Genomic DNA, 16796 nt, shown 5'->3' with positions numbered 1-16796 from the left:
ATAATATATACATATGAATAGAAAAAAAGTTAAAATAATTCAATTACCAAATAATGTTTTAAGAGAAAAATCAATTGATGTTCCTTGACCATTAACCGAAGAAGATGAACTTCTAGCACAACAAATGATTGATCATATTGACTATTCACAAGTTGAAGGTCAAAAAATGTATAGACCAGGTGTAGGTGTTGCTGCTGTTCAATATGGAATCTTAAAAAATATGTTCTATATTAATGTTAATAATGGACCTGATGATATAGTATTTAGAGATATTATTATAAATCCAAAAATACTTGGTTTTTCTGAAGACAAAATTGCTCTTCATCATGGTGAAGGTTGTTTAAGTGTTAATGAAAAATGACCACATCAAGAAGGTTTTGTTAGAAGAAGAAAAAGAATTAAAGTTGAAGGTTATTCATATTTTAGTAAAGAAAAAAAAATATGAACCGTTTCAGGATATGTTGCAATTGTTTTTCAACATGAACTCGATCACTTACAAGGAAAATTGTTTATTGATCATATTGATAAAAAACAACCTTGAAAAAAAGAAAAAGAACTTGAAACATTATAAGAAAGTTAGCATTTATTTGCTGACTTTTTTTATTTCCCAGTTTAGTTTCAAAATTTCCAAATAATACTGTTTTACAGTGGTTTTCGGGTTTGAATTTATTTTTTTACTTGTTAATTTTAATTTAACAAAAATTAAAATTATTTATTTTCTTTTTCAGAACATTTATATTTTACTCAAACTCATTGACAACTAAAAAACAACATATTCTCAAATAAAAATGAAATTGTAATTATCTGATTTTTTCAGTTGTCTCATCACAATTTAGCTAATCAAATATTTATCAAAATTAGCATAAATCAAAGAACTATAAAAATTAATTTTAGTTTTTTTCTATTTAAAAATTTACAAAGATCACTATGAAATCTTTGATCTTTAATAAAATGATTTTTAATTTTTGGATAAATTTGTTTAATAAAAATTAAAAAAATTATTATGATTACAAAAGGTAAAAAGAGTAAAGCAATGTTAACTATCAATCAAAAGTAGTTAATTAAATTGTTATAAATATAAAAAGTTAATTCAATTAATCCAACTATAAAAGATATAAAAAATAAGATTAACACTATTATATTAATCTTTTTTTTCATTGTTTTTTTCTTCTTCTAATAATCTTTGTTGACTTTCCAAAATAGCTGCGTTTTCTTCTATGATAATTCTTTTCAATTGTTCATCATCCATATCTTTAGGAACAGAAAGGATTTTTCCATCAATAAGTGTTATTTGTTTCATTTGTTGTTGGTATTCATTAGCTATTCTTATTTTTTCTTCTTCCATATCTATGATTGCTTGAATTTCTTCTGGAGATTTCCCTACTTCAATTGTTAAAATTTGTCCGTTAGATAGTTCTATATTCATATACTCTATTTTTCTAGCATATGAATTATTAAATAAATTTAATATTGCTTGATCTGAACTTTCATCAATAAATACTTCAAATTTTTTAGTTGCTTCTTCAGTAAAAATTTGGAATGGATTTTTTTGTGAATATTGAACAAGATTTGCAGATGATCTTAACTTATCAATAATATCAATGTGATTTTGTCATTTTTGATCTAGTGCACCTAGTAAAATTTGTCTTTCTAATTTTACATATTCTTCTTTTAAATTTTCGATCAAGTTAATTCTTAACACGTTAAAATAAATGTCTTTCATTTTTTCTTTTAAATATTCAATCAATTCATCGTAATGGTGTTCACTTATTTCTTTATAAGTAAATTCTACTTTAGAAATTCTGGAAAAATTCTCATTTAAAAATTTTGTTAAAATGTCATATTTTACTTCTTTGTTTGTTTTTAAAATGAAATCAAAATTCATAAAATTATCTACTGATCTTTCAATAATTCTAATGATATAATGATCTAATTCTTCGCTTTCTAAAATGATATCTCTTTGTGTATAAACTAAGTCTCTTTGTTGTCTAATAACATCATCAAAACTTAAAACATTTTTTCTGTTATCGTAGTTTAAACCTTCAATTTTTTTCTGTGCTCTTTGGAAAAATTTATAAATAGCCTTTCCAGGAATAGGATCATCACTATCACTTCCAAAATTTTCTTTAATTTGATCAAATTGAGAAAATCTTGTCATTAATTGATCTTCAATAGAAAGGAAAAAACGGGAATAACCAACATCTCCTTGTCTTCCTGATCTTCCTTTTAATTGATTATCAATTCTTCTAGATTCTGATTTATCTGTTCCAAGAACGTATAATCCACCTTTTTCTAAAGCTTCTGGCGTAGGTTTAATATCAGTTCCACGACCAGCCATATTTGTTGCAATTGTTACTGATCCTACTCGTCCGGCATTAGCAATAATTTCTGCTTCATATTCATTTTGTTTAGCATTTAAAACGGTGTGTGGAATACCTTCTCTAACTAAAAGAGAATGTAAATATTCTGACTCATCAACTTGTGAAGTTCCTACAAGAATAGGTTGTCCCAATTTATATTTTTCTTTTATTTCTTCCACAATTGCTTTATATTTTGCTCTTGCAGAAGGGAAAATTAAATCAGTATCATCAAATCTTTTTATCGGTCTATTAGTTTCAATAACATTTACTCTTGTGTTATAAATATCAATAAATTCTTGTTCTTCAGTTTTGGCAGTCCCTGTCATACCACAAAGTTTTTTAAACATCCTGAAAAAATTTTGATAGGTTATGGTTGCTAAAGTTTTAGTTTCTGGTTCTATTTTAATCATTTCTTTAGCTTGAATAGCTTGCTGTAGTCCTTCTGAATAACTTCTCCCTTCCATGATTCTTCCGGTAAATGTATCTACAAGTTCTATTTTTCCATCTCTAACAATATACTCAACGTCTTTTTTCATTATTTTATGTGCTCTTAAGGCATTTTGAATGCTGTGAACTAATTCTGAATGTTGAATATCATAAAGATTTTCAATGTTAAGAAAATGATTTGCTTTATCTATTCCGTTATCATTTAATTTAACCGCTTTACTTTCTCAATCAATATCAAAATCTTCATCTTTAAGAATTCTTACAAATTGATCGGCAATAAAATAATTATTTCCGCCACTTTTTTCACCACCAGAAATGATCAAAGGAGTTTTAGCTTCATCAATTAAAATAGAATCTACCTCATCTATTAAAGCATAGTTGAGTCCTCTTTGTACTTTAGATTCTTTTTGTGTAACCATATTGTCTCTTAAGTAATCAAAACCTAATTCAGAGTGAATGGAATAAGTAATATCACAAGCATAAGCAGCTTTTTTTGTTAAAGAATCCATCTGTGATTTATTAATTCCAACTGTTAAACCCATTCAATTATGCACTTGACCCATTTCAGTAGCATCACGTTCTGAAAGGTATTCATTAACTGTTGAAACAATTACCCCTTTACCTTCAAGTGCGTTTAAATATACAGGAGCAATAGAAGTAATAGTTTTTCCTTCTCCTGTTTTCATTTCTGCAATTGAACCTTGATCCAATATTAAACCACCCAAAATTTGTACGTCATATGGAAATTTGTTTAACACTCTTTTTGTAGCTTCTCTAACTGCTGCAAAAGCTTCAACCCTGATGTCTTCAAGAGTTTCACCATTTTTTAAACGTTCTTTAAATAATTGTGTTTGATTTTGTAAATCTTCATTACTCATTGAAGAATAAATGGATCTTTTTTCATTTATTTCTTTTAGTAATTTTCTTGCGATTTTCATCTCTGTGGATGTTGAAAAGAATTTTTTAATTTTATGTAACATATTATTTTAAATTTTACTATTTTTATGAAGAAAAAAAAGAAAAAAAGACCAATAGGTCTTATTTTGAAGAAGTTTTTTTAGTTTCTTTTTTAACTGTTTTAGAAACAGGTTTTTTTACTGATGTTTTTGGTTTAGAAGTTTTTGTTTCTTTATTTTCTTCTTTTTTAACTTTAGAAACTATTGTTTTCATTTTTTGTCCAATTTTTCCTGAATTGTATTCAATCAATCTATCGATAACTTTTCTGTTTATGATAGGAATTTGTAATTGGAATTTTGAAACCATTTGTTCAACAGCTTCTGGTATTGTTTTGTAAAGTTTTGCAAACTTTTCATATTCTTTTTTATAATCTTCTTCTGTTGCTTCTAATTTTTCAATTCTTGAAATTTCAGCAAAAATTAATGATGTTTTTAAGTTGTGAATTGCTTCTTTTTCAAATGTGTCATTTAATGTTTTTGTGTCTAATTTAAGTAAATCAGCATATTCTTTAAGTGAAAAACCTTGTTCTTTTAATCTTTCTTCTGTTTTTCTTTGAACTGCCATTTTTTCTTTGTTAATTAAAACTAAAGCTAAAGGAATTGTTGTATTTTCAAAAATTTTGTGAAATACTTTGTGTTGAAAATCAATTTTTGATTTTTCTGTTTTTTCTTCAAGTAAAAGTTTTTTTAGATATTCTTTTAATTGAAAAACTGTATAAACATTTTCAATTTTTAAATCAGAAACAAAAGCATCATCTAATTTTACTTTTTCATATTTTTTAACATCTTTTACATGAATTTTAAATATTGCTGGTTTACCTGCAAAGTTTTTTGCATGGTAATCTTTTGGAAAGGTCACTTTAATTTCTTTTTTGTCACCTTTTACAAAACCAATCATTGATTCTTCAAATCCTTTAATAAAGTTTCCTGAACCGATTTTTAATTCAAAATCTTCTGCTTCTCCACCTTCAAATGGTTCATTGTCAATAAATCCTTTAAAATCAAAAAGAACAACATCTCCATTTTCAATTGCTTTATCAGAACTTATTAAAAGTGAATGAGATTTTACAATTTTATCTACTTCAGAATCAATTTCTTCTTTAGAAACAGTTGGTGCTTCATAAGAAATATCTAATCCTTTGTAGTTAGAAATTTTAAATTCTGGATAAACTGGATATTTAAATTCTATTACTAATTCTTCTTTTGAAACTTTAACTGGATTTAAAAGTGCTTCATCCAATACTTTATCACTTTCTATAATTTGTTCTTTTGCTAAAGAAGCTAATTTAGGAGCTATTGAATTTGCTGCTTCTTGAATTACTTGTCCTTCTGAAATTAAACTTTCAGCTTTTGCTAAAGGAACTTTTCCTTTTCTAAAACCAGGAATTTGTACTGATTTTAATAATTTGTTTTTTGCTTTTTTTTGTGCATCTAATCATTCTTGTTTATCTGCTTCAACTGTTATTACTAATTCTGCAGTTTCAGCTAGCATTTTTCTTTTTGCCATATAAAAAACTCCTCTGTTTTTATTAATAATATATTTAATTATAAAGTATTTTTTTGTATTTTATAATTTTTTATTCTTCTTTTCAAATTTCTATTTTAGGTTCTTCTTTTCTTTTGTTTTCAACAACTTTAAAATATAAGTTATTAATATTAAATTTGAATTTTAAAGTTAATTTTTTGTTTGTTGTTTTCTCTAAAAAAGAACCAATATTTTCATTTTCATTTTCGTCTAAATTTATAGAGAAAAAATCATTAATTTTAGAGATAGATGTAGAATATTTAACCATGATTTTTGAACTTTCTTCCAACTCATAAAAATCTAATTCATCTCTATAATCGTGTTCATCATATATTTCTCCAACTAGTTCTTCCAAAATATCTTCTAAAGTTATTAAACCAATAACTTTTTTATCATCATTACTTTTAGTGATAAAACCTAATTGACTTTTATTTTCTTTCATTTTTTTTCAAGCAACTTTTAATAAAGAATTTGAAGAAATATAAGGAACTTCCACAATATAATCATCTATATTAAAAATTTCTTCATCAGATAAACCGAAAATGTCTTTTAAAAGGATTATACCTACAAATTTTTTATTTTTTTGAACAGGAATACGGGAAAATCCCGTATTTTGGAATATTTCTTTAATTTTTGCTAAGCTATTTTCATAAGAAACATAAGTTATTTTTTTCAATCTAACATAGTGCTTAGTTACTTTTATGGAATCAAAATCTAGTGCATTTCTTGCAAGAATAGATTCTTCTTTTTCTAAAACACCTTCTTTATAACCTAAATCTAAAATGTGTTTAAGTTCATTTTCTGTATTAGTAACTTGATCTGATTTAACGAATTTTGAAATTAAAAAAGTTAATGGTCAAAATAAGTAATGGAAAAATAAAATTAATAAATATGTACACTGTAAAAATTTTATTGGATATTTTCTTGCTAAAATTTTTGGCATCATTTCACCAAAAATAACAATAATAGGAGTCATAACTAAAGTAGAAACAATAATTTCAAAAGTTTCATCTGTTATTCAACTTGAAAACAACGAAGATAAAATTACAGAAGAACCAATATTTACTATGTTGTTTCCTATTAAAATTGTGGATAGTGTAGATGGAAACATCTCATATCTTTTAATTATCACTTTTTTTTGAAAGTGTTTTTTGCTATTTAAATTTTCTTCTAATTTTGCCCTAGAAACAGTTGAATAAGCTGTTTCAGAAGCTGAAAAAAACGCTGAAAGAACTAATAAGAAAATTAAAATTATTATAAATATAATTTTCGACCAACTCATTCTAGTTTGTTTCTCCTTCTTCAAAGAAAAGACCTATTTTTGGATTAAATTGTAATGATAAATCACCAATGGCACCGTTTCTATGCTTTGCAATAATTAATTTTGTTTCTTGAATGTCATAAGGGGAAATTTCCTTTTTATAGTAATTTTCCCTGTATAAAAACGCAACTATATCAGCATCTTGCTCAATTGCTCCAGATTCCCTTAAATCTGAAATTATAGGTCTTTTATCTTCTCTTTTTTCTACGTCCCTGGATAATTGAGATAAAGCAATAACGGGGCAATTAATTTCTCTTGCTAGTTGTTTTAAACTTCTTGAAATTTTAGAAACTTCTAATTGTCTATTGTTAGAACCACCAAGATCTATTAATTGTAAATAATCCACCACTATTAAGTCGATTTTTTTCATTTTATTTAATAATTTTTTTGTTTTTCAAATCATTTCATGAAGTTTAACTCCTGCTGAATCATCAATAAATAAGTTATAATGACTGATTTTTTCATTCAAAGTTGTGGAAATTTTAATTCAATCTACATTAGTTAAAAATTGTGGATTTTTTAAATAATCTCCAGGAACTCCTGACTCAGAAGCTAATATTCTTGTTACCAATTGAGTACTTGGCATTTCTAAAGAAAAGAAAACAACAACATTATTGTTTTGCTCAACAATGTTTTTTGTTAAATTTAATGCAAATGCGGTTTTTCCCATCGCTGGTCTTGCTGCTAAAATAATTAAGTCACCTTTTTGAAAACCTGAAGTAATTTTATCTAAATTACTAAATCCTGTACTAATTCCTTTTAAACTAGTACTATCTTTTCTAGAAAGCAAGTCTTTTAAGATGTTTGCAGCAACATCTCTCATATTTTGAAAATCACTATTTTGAACATTTCTAGTGATTTGAACCATCTTGGATTCAAATTCATTTAAAATATCATCTGCAGTTTTATTTGCTTCTGATAATTGTTGAAAACTTTGTTTTAAAACAATAGATGCTTGTCTTAATGTTGCTTTTTCAACAAGATCATTCATTACTTCTTTAACTGTAGAAAAAACGGGAATTTCGCTTGTATATTCTGCTATTTCAGCTGCTCCACCAAATTCTTCTAGTTTTTTCATTTCATCCAGTTCTTTAATAACTGAAACATAATTTATTTTTTTAGAAGCAAAATATAAATTATTTAATGCTTCAAAAAGAATTTGATTTTTGAAATCGTAAAAATCTTCCTTTTGTAAAAAAGGAATAATTTTTGCTTGATCTTCCTCTGATGATAAAGCATAAGAAAGGATCGACTTCTCTACTTCCTTAGGTAAAAATAAACTTTTACTCATCTTTTTCAACCTTAACTCTTAAATGAGCTATTACTTTTTTGTGTAGTTTAACATTCAATACAGTTAATCCCATACTTACAATATGAACATGCTCTTCTAAAGAATGTTTAGGTAATTTAATGTCCATATCTTCAAGAGCTTTAATAATTTTTTTAGCTGTTATTGAACCATGAACTACATTATTTGTTTCTTTTAATTTGAAGGTTAAAATTATAGCTTGAATTTGATCTCTTAATAATTCAGCTTCTTGAATTTTTTTCTCTTCTTCTTGTTCTAAAATTTCTATTTTTTTATTTAAATATAAAGATGTTTTTTTGTTTACAGGAATAGCTAAACCATTTTTGATTAAAAAGTTTTTTGCATATCCATCGGATACATCTATTACTTCATTAACTTTTCCGTCTTTACAATCTTTAATTATTATTACTTTCATTTTTCACACTCACTATCGCTTGTCTTATATTGTCTACAAATTCTTCTAATGTTTCTGTTGTGCTTTCTGCAGCAGCAGCAGAGAAGTGACCACCACCACCAACTGTTTCTGCAATAATTTGCACATTAGTATTGTTTATACCTCTTGCAGACATTTTAAATCTATCTTTTCCTACTACTTTAGCAACAACAAAAGTTGCTTTTCTTCCTTGGATATTTAACATAAAATCAGCCGCCATAGACACAACATCTAAATCAATTTCTTCTGCTGTATAAGCAAGTAAAAATCCTGGCTTGACTTCTTCTACATTTCTAGTTATCTTATTAATTATATTAAAAATTTCTTCACTTATCTTTAAAGTTTCAATAGATTTAGCACTTTGAGCCCCTCATCTAGTTAAAATTGAAGCTGCATTAAATGTTTTCATAGTTGTTGATTTTTTAAATTGATTAGTATCCATATAAATACCATTTAAAAGCATTTGGGCACTAAAAGGTGAAATTATTCTGTTTTCACCATCTGAATTAAGTGCTATAACCTCTGTTACTATTTCAGATGAAGAAGAAGCAGTGGTTTCAATATAATCATTTCCTTTAGAAAGGAATTCAGGTTTTCCTGAAACCACTCTATGATGGTCAAAAATAAATATTTTTTTCGGATCAGCTGTATTAAAAGCATTTTGATTTTCAATTCTTGTTGCTTCTGCTGTATCTACAATTATTATCATTGTGTTTTTGTTTGTATATTTAGATGCTGTTGAAGGTTTTATGAATATTTTTTTATCTATATATTGAGAATTGGTTTCTAAAAAATGTGTTGTTGTAGAATCAAAAGTTACATTTTGAATATACATTTTCTTTTCTAAATTAAATTTGGTTTTAGCATAATTAATTAAAAATTGACCAAGACCAAACGCAGAACCCACAGCATCTAAATCTGCGTATTTATGCCCATATAAAATGATATTTTCTACTTCTGGATTTTCTAAAACTGCAAGCATTTTTTTAGATACAAAGTTTAGTTCGCTTCTACTTGAATTGGAACTTATTTCACTATTTGAACCATAAACAACAGGTCTAGAACCATATTTAATAGTTGTAATTTGATTCCCACCTCTAGTTTTTGAATAAATTATTGCATCTTTTGCAATTTGATTCAATTTAGAAATTTCATTTGTTCCATGAACAAAACCAACCGATAAAGTTACTTCTTGTTTTGCTTCATAACTAGAATTATTTAAATTAACAACCATTTCATTAAACATAGAAAAGTTTTTTGCTTTTAATTTTGCGAATGTTTCATAACTAGTTACAACTCAAAATTTTCCTTCAATATATTGTCTATAAGAGAAATTATAATTTTTAGATAACTCATCAAGTAAATTAATAACAGATGTTTTTACCTTGAAAAAATCTTCTTCTCCTAATGTAGAAAGTAATAATTGAAAATTATCTATTTCAATTTCTCCAATTACAACTTTATCTTTCTCGTAACTTTTCAAAAGGTTATCATATAAGGTTATATCTCTAATAGAAATAGCGTTTTTATCTCTATATTTTTTAATTGCATATGTATAACCATCTTCAGAAAAAGTAGAACCATCTCCTACTAAATTTTCTTCATTTGCTTTAACTTTATTTTTCAGAACATCATCAATATTTTTTCCTATTCATTTTTTAGAAAACCTTTTTTCTATAAATGAAGAAACTCAAATAATTTTTCCATTTGTTGTATGTAAAACTAAACCTAAATTATTTTCTTCAACAACATCATTAATATATTCATATAAAGAAGATTGAATTTTGGAACTTTTATGCAGAAATACTCATAAAAGTCAACATAAACTTATAGTTGCAACAATTAATCAAAATACAAAAAAACCAAATAAAAGAAATTTGGAAATCAAATTTATTTGATATAAAACAATAAAAATAACTGCAAATAATATCAAATAAAAAACGTTGATTGAAAAGTATATTAAAATCTTTGCTTTTTTACTCATATTATTAAATTATAAAACAAACTATTATTTTAAAAAACATAATTTATATTTTCTTTTTGAAAAACTTTTTTATTTTACTTTATAATTAATAAAATATTTTTGAAAGGTTCTTTATTATGAATAAAAAAACTAAATTTTTGCTTTCTTTTTCTTCTGTTTTATTAGTAAGTACATCTCTTGTTTCTTGTTCTTTTCCTTTTGTTAAAAAAGAAGGAAAAGAAACGATTGAAAATAAAAAACAAGAAATTAATGTAGAAAATCCAAATTTCTCACTTGAAGTCAGTTCTTCTGTTTTAGACAATGCAAAACTAGAAGAAATTAAACAAATATACAAGAAAAATACAGAAAATAGTGATTCTGTGACTGATTTTATTAAAAAAAGAAGTTTTCAAATTGAATATGTAAAAACCTTTGTAGAACTTTATTCTGATGATTCTAGAAGAAAATTTGTAATTTCAAATTTAGAAACCGAATTTGCTACCGGATGAGTTTTAGATAAAGATCCAACAGATGAAAGAGTTTATTATATTGCTACAAATATTCATGCAGCAGCTTTCATAAATAAACCAATAATAAAAACTAATTCTGTAAAACTTTTAAATAATAAAAATGATAATTACTTTTATCAAAATATTTCAGAAGAAGAATTAGATAATTTCAATTCTCAAGGAATTTTCAAACCAAACTACAATGGAGAAATGCCAGAAAATTATTTTAGTTCACATGATATAAGAACTTTATCACTAATTGGTTTAGAAAATTATCCAGAATACAAAAATGATCCTTATGTTATAAATGATGCAGGTAAAAGAACAAAAGAAATTACTGAAAATAGACAAAATGATTTTTATAATTATAAAGATGCTACTTTCAATGAAAATTTTGACGTTTTTAAAGATAAAACCAATATATTTGAATCATTTGAAGTTATTAAACCGCTTAGTTATCAAAGTACTTTTTATAATTATTTTGATCTAAAAAATGGTAAACCTTCAGAAAAAGAATATCTTTCAGGATCAGATTTTGCAGTTATTAAAATAAAACTAAAAGATAATGTGGAAAAACCCGCTTTTTTAAAAGAATATGATAAGTCTCCAACACTAATAAATACTGTAAATACAACTTTAGAAAAAATTGAAGGTGAAAAAGTTTTTTCCTTTGGTTTTCCTGTAAAAATAGATGATTTAGAAAACAATAAGAGTACAAGAGTTACTGAAAAAGTTGATGGATTTAAATTAACCAAAAGCTTTTATAAAAATGGTATTAGCATAATCAATAATATGCCAGTAATCAACCAAGGATTTCAAGACAATGAAAAACTTACAAATAAACCTTTTGATATAGAGAATTCAATTAATAAGGATTCTCCATCTATTGAAACAATATATTTAGCTAATCAAGATTTAGATAACTATGTTAAAGTACCAAAGTCTAATTTGTTTTTTAAAGGAGCATCCGGAGCTGGTGTTTTTAATCAAAATAAACAAGCAGTGGGAATTTTCTTTTCATCTAATGCAGGTTTAAAACATGATGATGAAAATTTTAATACTTTAAATATTCACAGATTACTAGAAAAAGAACAAGATAAAAGCCCTTTGATTTTTTATTTAAAAAATGTAGATCAAAATCACTCTTGACTAAAACAACATTTCAATGAAATTGTTGCTTTTAATAATTCTTTGATAAAAAAATAAAGTAAGTTTTTTGAAATAAAAAATATTATTTTCCAAAAAATAAAAATAATGTAAAATATTATAGTTAAAAATACAAAAAATTATTGTATAATTAAGAAACAAAACATTAAGGAGATAGAATGGCAAATATTAAATCAAAAATAACAAGAATCAAAACAAATGAAAAATCTAGAATAAGAAATAATGCTATTAAATCAAGAGTTCGTGGAGCTATTAAAAAAGCTAAACTAGCTGCAGTGCAAAATGCTACTAATGTAAATGAATTAGTTGCTAAAGCACATAAAGAAATTAATACTGCTGTTTCTAAAGGTGTTTTACACAAAAACAATGGTTCTAGAAAAACTTCAAGACTTGATGCTTTTGTTTCCAAACATTTAAATTTAAATGTTGCTTAATATTGAAATAATTAAACTCCTTAAAGGGAGTTTTTATTTTTTTATAAATAAATTATTATTTTTTTTATATAAGGTAAAATATTATTAATAATTTTGTAAGGTGTAAAAAATGGAAAATAAAATTTATAATATTGATTGTTTAGAATTATTTGAAAAAATGAAAAGAGAAAAAATTTTAGTTGATGCAATAATTACAGATCCTCCATATAATATTAGCAAACAAAATAATTTTAAAACAATAGGAAGAAACGGTATTGATTTCGGATTATGAGATAAAGATTTTGATCAACTAAAATGGATTAATTCAATAAATCCTTTGATTAAACCTGGTGGAAGTATAATTATTTTTAATGATTGAAAAAATTTAGGTATGATTGCTTCTAAGTTAGAAGAAAATGGTTTTTTAGTTAAAGATTTAATAAGATGGATAAAACCAAATCCAATGCCAAGAAACATTTCTAGAAGATATATTGTAGATTTCGAATTAGCTATTTGAGCTATAAAACCTGGTAAAAAATGGACTTTCAATTTCAAAAAAACAGAAGAACAACCTTATCAAAGACCTGAATATAAGTTTTCTGTTGAAAATTCTAAAAAAGTTAGAATCCATCCTACTCAAAAACCATTAAAACTAATTCAAGATTTAATTAATATTCACACCAAGGAAAAGGATTTAATTTTAGATCCTTTTATGGGGAGTGGAACAACAGCAGTTGCCGCTTTATTATCAAATAGAAAATTTCTAGGTTCTGAAATTAATACTGATTATTTTAATAAGTCTGTTAAGAGAATTTCGAAAATGGCGGTAAAAAATGAATAAAAATTTATTTGTAAGATCTCCTTTAAATCATTTAGGAAATAAATTTAGAATTTTAGATCAAATATTTAAACACTTGCCAAAAGATAATGATTATATATTTGTAGATGTCTTCGGTGGAAGTTTTAATGTAGGAATAAACAGTCCTTATAAAAAACTAATTTATAATGAAAAAGATAAAAATCTTTTTGAAATTATAAAATTCCTTTCTAAAAATAATTTTGAAATAATAAATAAATTAATAACAAAAGAATTAAATAAATTTTCTCTTTTTTATAATAAAGAATATAAAAAAAATAAAGAAAAATATTTGATGTTAAGAGAAGAATATAATAAAAATAAAAATCTTGTTTTGTTAATAATTTTAGTTTTCTTTAGTTTTAATTCGGAAATAAGATTTAATAAAGATAATTTATTTAATGTACCAATAGGAAAAAGCGGATATACTGAATTTAGAAAAAATAATCTAAAGTCTTATAATAACAAAATTAAAGAAAAGGATGTTTTATATTTCAATGAAGATTTTGAAAAAATTGTAGAAAAAATTATTTCTACTTTTGATAATAAGATTATATTTTTTTACTTTGATCCTCCATATTTAATTTCAAAAGCAACTTATAATTCAAATTGAAATATTGAAGAAGAAAAAAGATTAATTAAACTTTTAGAAAAAATTAATTCAAAAAATATTAAATTTTTACTTTCTAATTTTTTAGAAAATGGTGAACAAAAAAATTCAATTTTATATAATTTTATAAAAGAAAATAATTTGTTTATCAAAGAAATAAAATCAAATTATAAAAACAGCAATTATCAAAGAAAGGAGAAACAAACTAAAGAAATTTTAGTTTGAAATTATGAATACAAATAATTCTGAAATACTTTGAAAAATAGGCGATACTTCTTGAAGAAAGAAAAATCAAATTGGTTTATATAATTCTGTTTTATCGTTTTTCTTTGACAAAAATTCAGATTCATATAATAGTTTAAATAATTTGGAAAATTTCTGAAAATTTTGTATAAACGAAGGTTTAAAACAAAAAATATCTAATAATATTAATAAAGATTCTGGTTTACTTTTTAAAACTTTAATCAATTTTAATTTAATTAATAAAAATCAAAATATAGAAGTCTTTCCAATGTTAAACGGCAACGGAATTTTTTTCTATAATTTAACAACAGAACAAGAAAATACAAAAGATGTTATAAACGACAATAACAAAGAAAATATTGAAAATTTTTTAGCAATAACAATTAATGAATTTTCCTGAATTTTCTTAATTTTAAAATTTAATTTAAAACAAATTAATGAATGATATATAAATAAATTTCCTTTTTTTGAACTTTTTTCTTCAATAGTTATTAAAAATTATTTGAAAAAAGAAGAATTGGTTAAATTTCATTTATCTGAAGGAAATAAAAAAGAAAAAACTGAAAATGAATGAGAATTTAGAAAACCACCTAAAAATAAAGAATTTTTTATTAAAGTGAAAGAAATTATGAAAACAAAAAATAAAGAAGGTTTATTTATTGCTTTGGAAGAAATGGTAAAAAAATTAAAATCTTCTGAAAAAATTAGAAAAATTTTTAATTTGATTTCTTGGTATGAATTAAAAAGAAAATTTAATAAAGATAATTTGATGTATATTAATAATTATTTTAAAGAAATGAGTTTTTCTGAATTTAATAAAATAACTAAAAAATATTCTGATATTATAACAGCAGAAGATGAATATTTAAGCATTACTAATTATTGACTAGAAAATTTAAATATTTTTAATTTTAATAAAAATAATGAAAATAAGTATATTGAGTTTAAATCAAAAAATATAAAATTTTTGTTTTCGTTTTTGCTTATCAAAAAAAGAGAACAATTTATAAAAATATTAGAAATAACAAATTTAAAAAGTTATTATTTTAATATTATTAAATTAATAGAAGAATTTTTTAGAGAAAATAAATTAGAAAAAATAGCGGAAAACAACGTATTACCTTTTAACTATGAATTTACATTATCTATTTTGAAAAATAAAATGAACTTTGATGAAGTAAAAAATAAATTCACTTATTTAGAAAAAAATATTGCTAAAGTAGATGGACTTAAGCATTCTATTTTATATGAATATTTTATTAATTTATTTATATGATATTCTTTGGATAAAAAATTTAAAGTTAGTAAAAAAATGTCATTTAAAGACTTTGCAAGGACGAAATTAAATTATTATTTTTTTCCAGAATTTACTGCTCCTGGTAATGGACCAGATGGTTTTGCTGAATTGGAACATTTAAACATAATAACAGAAATAACAACACACGATGCCAAATCTTCTTTAATTAAAAATGAAATTGAACCAATTAAAAGACATGCTCTAACTATTTGAAAGCAAAATAATAAAACTACTTTTGTTTTATTCTTTACAAAAAATATTTATAAAAGTTTTTTACAATATTTATTTTTCTCTTTTGATTCCAAAAAAGAATTTATAGATAATAAGAAAAAATGAATGTTAACTAATGAACATATATTTATTAATCCAATATTAATAAATAATTATTTCAATAACATTGAAAATAATTTTAATTCATTATATTCAAAACCTTTAATTAAAAATTTATTTATTAAAAGTAATGTTATTGACAATGACAATTTTGAACATGATGAAAATATTAATTTCTTATATAGTGATGATATAGAAGAAAATAATTAAAAACCCAAAGGAATTTTTTATTTTCTATTTTGATTTTAGCTCAGAAACTTAAAAATATAGAATTTTTATATAAAGATGAAATAGAATAGCGAACATTAATTTAAAAATATATATTAAAAAATAGACAATATTAATTGTCTATTGCTTAATTGTAAGATCAAGTGCACCACTTTAAAGTAAAATTTAAAGTATGGGACACTTGATTTTTTTTGTATAAAAAAAGTGGCCCAAAAAAGTTTTATAACCACTACTTTTTAATTTAAGGACCAATATGAATTATACTACAACCAAACATTATGCTCATTTAAATAGCGAAAAAAGATTTTTAATAGAAAAATTATTTTATGAACAATTTTCAATAAGAAAAATTTCAAAAATTTTAAATGTTAGTCACTCAACTATTTCAAGAGAAATAAAAAGAAATTCTAATAGTTTTGGTTTTTACGATCATAAAGAAGCAGAAATTAAAACAAGAAATAGAGTTTTACATAAAAGATTATTCTTTTTTTATGAAATGAATGAATATAAGGAATTTAATATTCTTTTTAAAAGTCATTATGAAAAAGAAACATGTGGAATTATTATGACATATAACTTAATAAAGAATAACATAAAAGACATAAAAATACCTTCTTTAAGAACGGTTTTTAATTGAATAAACACAGGAAAATGAATTTTAACTCCTAAACATAGATTAAGAAAATTTTATGTAAAAGGAGGAAAAAGAAAAATAGATGTAAGAAAAAGATTAATTGATGCAAAATATGTTTTTCCTATGTGATCTAGACCAAGATCCATAAATTTAAGGGAAGAATTCGGTCATTGAGAAGCAGATTTAGTGATTGGC

General features: G+C 23.7%; 14 protein-coding genes. 7 read left to right on the top strand and 7 right to left on the bottom strand.

All coding sequences use genetic code 4. The annotated features are described in order from the left end of the window. Positions 1-13: 13 nt before the first annotated feature. On the top strand, positions 14-571 hold the full coding sequence (gene def / locus ACXX88_RS00445) for a peptide deformylase (RefSeq protein WP_458559249.1): 558 nt from the start codon (positions 14-16) through the stop codon (positions 569-571). A 137-nt stretch (positions 572-708) separates the two neighbouring features. Here the strand turns inward: def and ACXX88_RS00440 are convergent, their stop codons facing one another. The 7 genes from ACXX88_RS00440 to ACXX88_RS00410 form a co-directional block, all read right to left on the bottom strand. Beyond that, a complete protein-coding gene (locus tag ACXX88_RS00440; protein WP_458559248.1) occupies positions 709-1158 on the bottom strand; it encodes a hypothetical protein in 450 nt (149 codons plus the stop codon). Continuing rightward, on the bottom strand, positions 1142-3787 hold the full coding sequence (gene secA, locus ACXX88_RS00435) for a preprotein translocase subunit SecA (protein WP_458559247.1): 2646 nt from the start codon (positions 3785-3787) through the stop codon (positions 1142-1144). The genes ACXX88_RS00440 and secA overlap by 17 nt, the downstream gene beginning before the upstream one ends. Before the next feature lie 58 nt (positions 3788-3845). Then, positions 3846-5270 (bottom strand): trigger factor, encoded by a 1425-nt coding sequence (gene tig, locus ACXX88_RS00430; RefSeq protein ID WP_458559246.1) that lies wholly within the window; start codon positions 5268-5270, stop codon positions 3846-3848. Between the two features lie 70 nt (positions 5271-5340). Then, positions 5341-6570 carry a CNNM domain-containing protein gene (locus ACXX88_RS00425; RefSeq protein WP_458559245.1) on the bottom strand — a complete coding sequence of 410 codons (1230 nt, stop codon included), beginning with the start codon at positions 6568-6570 and terminating at the stop codon, positions 5341-5343. Between the two features lies 1 nt (position 6571). Next, positions 6572-7900, bottom strand: a complete 1329-nt coding sequence (gene dnaB / locus ACXX88_RS00420; protein WP_436358864.1) for a replicative DNA helicase — start codon at positions 7898-7900, stop codon at positions 6572-6574. Then, entirely contained in the window at positions 7893-8333 is a 441-nt protein-coding gene (gene rplI, locus ACXX88_RS00415) for a 50S ribosomal protein L9 (protein ID WP_436358863.1), read from the bottom strand. The genes dnaB and rplI overlap by 8 nt, the downstream gene beginning before the upstream one ends. Then, complete coding sequence (locus tag ACXX88_RS00410; protein WP_458559244.1) at positions 8314-10335, bottom strand: GGDEF domain-containing protein; 2022 nt, start codon at positions 10333-10335, stop codon at positions 8314-8316. Before ACXX88_RS00410 ends, rplI begins: the two co-directional genes overlap by 20 nt. A gap of 116 nt (positions 10336-10451) precedes the next feature. Here ACXX88_RS00410 and ACXX88_RS00405 point away from each other — a divergent pair, with 116 nt between their 5' ends. The 6 genes from ACXX88_RS00405 to ACXX88_RS00380 form a co-directional block, all read left to right on the top strand. Next, positions 10452-12029 carry a DUF31 family putative serine protease gene (locus ACXX88_RS00405; RefSeq protein ID WP_458559243.1) on the top strand — a complete coding sequence of 526 codons (1578 nt, stop codon included), beginning with the start codon at positions 10452-10454 and terminating at the stop codon, positions 12027-12029. Positions 12030-12148: 119 nt separating this feature from the next. Next, entirely contained in the window at positions 12149-12424 is a 276-nt protein-coding gene (rpsT, locus tag ACXX88_RS00400) for a 30S ribosomal protein S20 (protein ID WP_458559242.1), read from the top strand. A 109-nt stretch (positions 12425-12533) separates the two neighbouring features. Continuing rightward, entirely contained in the window at positions 12534-13244 is a 711-nt protein-coding gene (locus ACXX88_RS00395) for a DNA-methyltransferase (protein WP_458559241.1), read from the top strand. Further along, entirely contained in the window at positions 13237-14112 is an 876-nt protein-coding gene (locus tag ACXX88_RS00390; RefSeq protein WP_458559240.1) for a Dam family site-specific DNA-(adenine-N6)-methyltransferase, read from the top strand. Before ACXX88_RS00395 ends, ACXX88_RS00390 begins: the two co-directional genes overlap by 8 nt. Further along, the gene (locus tag ACXX88_RS00385; protein ID WP_458559239.1) at positions 14099-15949 is read left to right on the top strand and encodes a hypothetical protein; all 1851 of its coding nucleotides are present in this window, start codon (positions 14099-14101) and stop codon (positions 15947-15949) included. Before ACXX88_RS00390 ends, ACXX88_RS00385 begins: the two co-directional genes overlap by 14 nt. 271 nt (positions 15950-16220) lie before the next feature. Further along, on the top strand, positions 16221-16796 hold a 576-nt coding region (locus tag ACXX88_RS00380), incomplete at its 3' end, for a helix-turn-helix domain-containing protein (protein WP_458559238.1).

This window comes from Mycoplasma sp. 5370 (assembly GCF_054343435.1).
The sequence above is the reverse complement of the archived record's forward strand: the minus strand, read 5'-3'. Positions and strand labels throughout refer to the sequence as shown.